The organism is Streptomyces sp. SID4985 (assembly GCF_009863025.1).
Classification (GTDB): domain Bacteria; phylum Actinomycetota; class Actinomycetes; order Streptomycetales; family Streptomycetaceae; genus Streptomyces.
Genome location: NZ_WWIR01000271.1, coordinates 1 through 3,382 on the forward strand (window position 1 = coordinate 1; position 3,382 = coordinate 3,382).

The 3,382-nt window shown below is 73.9% G+C and carries 2 protein-coding genes and 1 pseudogene; 2 read left to right on the forward strand and 1 reads right to left on the reverse strand.

Annotated elements, in window-relative coordinates; translation table 11 throughout:
- Both GTW40_RS11190 and GTW40_RS11195 read left to right on the forward strand, forming a co-directional pair.
- Positions 1-525, forward strand: a pseudogene (locus GTW40_RS11190) (serine protease); the annotation flags it as partial.
- Between the two features lie 188 nt (positions 526-713).
- The gene (locus GTW40_RS11195) at positions 714-1,661 is read left to right on the forward strand and encodes a bifunctional riboflavin kinase/FAD synthetase (protein ID WP_161180015.1); all 948 of its coding nucleotides are present in this window, start codon (positions 714-716) and stop codon (positions 1,659-1,661) included.
- Between the two features lie 81 nt (positions 1,662-1,742).
- On the opposite strand, the gene GTW40_RS11200 is transcribed toward GTW40_RS11195, so the two are convergent.
- Positions 1,743-3,382 (reverse strand): MinD/ParA family protein (locus GTW40_RS11200; protein WP_161180016.1); only part of this gene is annotated, 1,640 nt, incomplete at its 5' end.

Genomic DNA, 3,382 nt, shown 5'->3' on the forward strand with positions numbered 1-3,382 from the left:
GCCGCGTACGTCGCCCGCCGCCTCGGCCAGGGGCCGACGGCCCGCTCCGAGCTGCTGCCGCTGGTGGGCGGCCTGCTCGGCACGGGCGCCGAACCGGTCCGTACGGCGCTGGCCACCGTGCTCGCCACGCCGGGCGAGAGCGCCGCCGGGCCTCTGCGCCGCGAGTTGCTCGACCTGCTGTTCGCCCATGAGCGGGAACCGGCCGTCCTGCTCGCGGCGGCCCGCGCGGCCGTCGGTCACCTGCGCGACGGCGACTGTGACGGCGACGACGGGGCCGAGGGCGAGGGTGACGGCGAGGCCGAGGCGCGCGGGCTGCTGCACCGCACCGGCCTGCTGTGCGGGCGTACCCCCGAGGGCGCCGCCCGCTTCGACGACTGCCTGGTGGACCTCGCCGAAGAGGTGCCCGGCCTCGCCGTACGACTGGCCCGCTGGCTCACCGAGGCCCCCGACGACTGGGCCGGACTGCCGGGTCCGGGTGCCCGGCGCGCGATCGAGAGCGTGGCCGGGACGCGCGTACCGGTGTGAGCCCGGCCGGGTACGGGCGTACCTGAGGTGGGGTCTCGTACGTGTGTCCGGTCACAGCCACCGGCCGATGCGGGGCGCGGGCGGGCGGCATGGCACCCTTAGACCTGCACAAGAGGTCAATGATGAACGCGGGGACCTGCGCGACAGGTCGCCGGTAGACACGGACACGGGTTCGAGGAGCGGTCACAGTGCAGCGCTGGCGTGGCTTGGAGGACATCCCCCAGGACTGGGGGCGCAGCGTCGTCACCATCGGGTCCTACGACGGCGTCCACCGCGGCCACCAGTTGATCATCGAGCACGCCGTGGACCGGGCCCGGAAGCTGGGCGTCCCGGCCGTCGTGGTCACCTTCGACCCGCACCCCAGCGAGGTCGTGCGGCCGGGCAGCCACCCGCCGCTGCTCGCCCCGCACCACCGCCGGGCCGAGCTGATGGCCGAACTGGGCGTGGACGCGGTCCTGGTGCTGCCGTTCACCGCCGAGTTCTCGCAGCTCTCCCCGGCCGACTTCGTGGTCAAGGTCCTGGTGGACAAGCTGCACGCCAAGGCCGTCGTGGAGGGCCCGAACTTCCGCTTCGGGCACCGCGCGGCCGGCACCGTGGACTTCCTCGCCGAGCAGGGCAAGGTCTACGACTACGAGGTGGAGGTCGTCGACCTGCACCTCACCGGCGAGGCGGGCGGCGGAGCGCCGTTCTCCTCCACGCTGACCCGGCGCCTGATCGCCGAGGGCGACCTGGCCGGGGCCCGGGAGATCCTGGGCCGCCCGCACCGCGTGGAGGGCGTGGTCGTGCGCGGCGCCCAGCGCGGGCGCGAGCTGGGCTTCCCCACCGCCAACGTCGAGACCCTGCCGCACACCGCCATCCCGGCCGACGGCGTCTACGCCGGGTATCTGCACTGCCAGGGCGAGGCGATGCCGGCCGCGATCTCCGTCGGCACCAACCCGCAGTTCGACGGCACCGAGCGCACGGTGGAGGCGTACGCCATCGACCGCGTCGGCCTCGACCTGTACGGGCTGCACGTCGCCGTGGACTTCCTGGCGTACGTGCGCGGCCAGGCCAAGTTCGACTCGCTGGAGGCCCTGCTGGAGCAGATGGGCCGGGACGTGGAGCGGTGCCGGGAGATCGTGGCGGCGGACGCGTAACGCCGGGACACGTGGGGCGCCCGGAACACTCGGGACACGAAAGGGCGGCCGGTTTCCCGGCCGCCCTTTCCCGTGCACTGCCTACTGCTGCGGGGGCTGCGGATAGCCGTACGGCGGTGCCTGGGGCGGCTGCTGGCCCGGCGCGGCCTGCGGCGGGTACAGGGGCTGTCCCTGCGGAGGGATGTACGGCTGGCCCGGCTGCGGGGGATAGGGCTGCTGCCCCGGCTGCGGCGGGTACGGCTGCTGGCCCTGCTGGGGCGGATAGGGCTGGCCCGGGTACGGCTGACCCGTCGGCTGGCCCGGGATGTACGGGTACTGGCCGGGCAGCGGCGGGGCGGCCACCGGCGGCGGGTTGCCGTCCCTGGTCCACAGCCCGTGCGCCTGCTGGTGCCGTACGAAGTCCTCGGCGACCATCGCCGCGAGGTTGAAGTACGCCTCCCGCACCTTCGGCCGCATCATGTCCAGGTCCACCTCGGCACCGGCGGCCAGGTGCTCGTCGAACGGCACCACGACCACGCCCCGGCACCGGGTCTCGAAGTGGGACACGATGTCGTCGACCTTGATCATCTTGCCGGTCTCGCGGACCCCGGAGATCACCGTGATCGACCGGGCGACCAGGTCGGCGTACCCGTGCGCGGACAGCCAGTCGAGCGTGGTGCTCGCGCTGCTCGCGCCGTCCACGGACGGGGTGGAGATGATGATCAGCTGGTCGGCGAGGTCCAGCACCCCGCGCATGGCGCTGTAGAGCAGGCCGGTGCCCGAGTCGGTGAGGATGACCGGGTACTGCTTGCCGAGCACGTCTATCGCGCGGCGGTAGTCCTCGTCGTTGAACGTGGTCGAGACGGCCGGGTCCACGTCGTTGGCGATGATCTCCAGGCCGGAGGATGCCTGGGAGGTGAACCGCCGGATGTCCATGTACGAGCTGAGGTGCGGGATCGCCTGCACCAGGTCGCGGATGGTCGCCCCGGTCTCGCGGCGCACCCGGCGGCCGAGCGTGCCCGCGTCCGGGTTGGCGTCGATCGCGAGGATCTTGTCCTGACGCTCGGAGGCGAGGGTGGAGCCGAGCGCGGTGGTGGTCGTCGTCTTGCCGACACCGCCCTTGAGGCTGATCACCGCGATCCGGTAGCAGGACAGCACGGGGGTGCGGATCAGCTCCAGCTTGCGCTGCCGCTCCGCCTCCTCCTTCTTGCCGCCCAGCTTGAACCGGGACGCGGCGGCCGCGGGGCGTCCGCTGCGCGCCTTCTGCCGCTTGTTGTTGAGCAGCCGGTCCGAGGACAGCTCCACGGCAGCCGTGTAACCCAGCGGCGCGGCACCGGGGTTGGTCGGCTGCCGCTGGTCGTGCTGGACGGCCTGCGGCCAGGCGGTACCGGTGCGCGGATCGATCGGCGGGGCCTGCTGAGCCGGGGGCTGGGGCTGTGCCTGCGGCTGGGGCTGCGCGGTCGGGGGGAAGGCGTAACCCGACTGCGGGGCAGGGGTGTTGGGGTCGGCCTGGGGTGCGGACTGCGGGCCGGGGTGCGGCGGGAAGGCGTAACCGGACGCCGGGGGCGCCTGGTTGAGCGGGTTCGCCGGGGGAAAGGCGTAGCCGCCGGGGGAGTCGGGGGCGGCGGCCGGTCCGGGCTGCGGCGGGAAGGCGTAACCGGTGGGCTGCGCCTGCGGGTTGGGCGGCTGCTCGGCCGCCGGGGGCGCCGGAGTGCCGGGCTGGTTCCAGGCGGCGGCGGGCG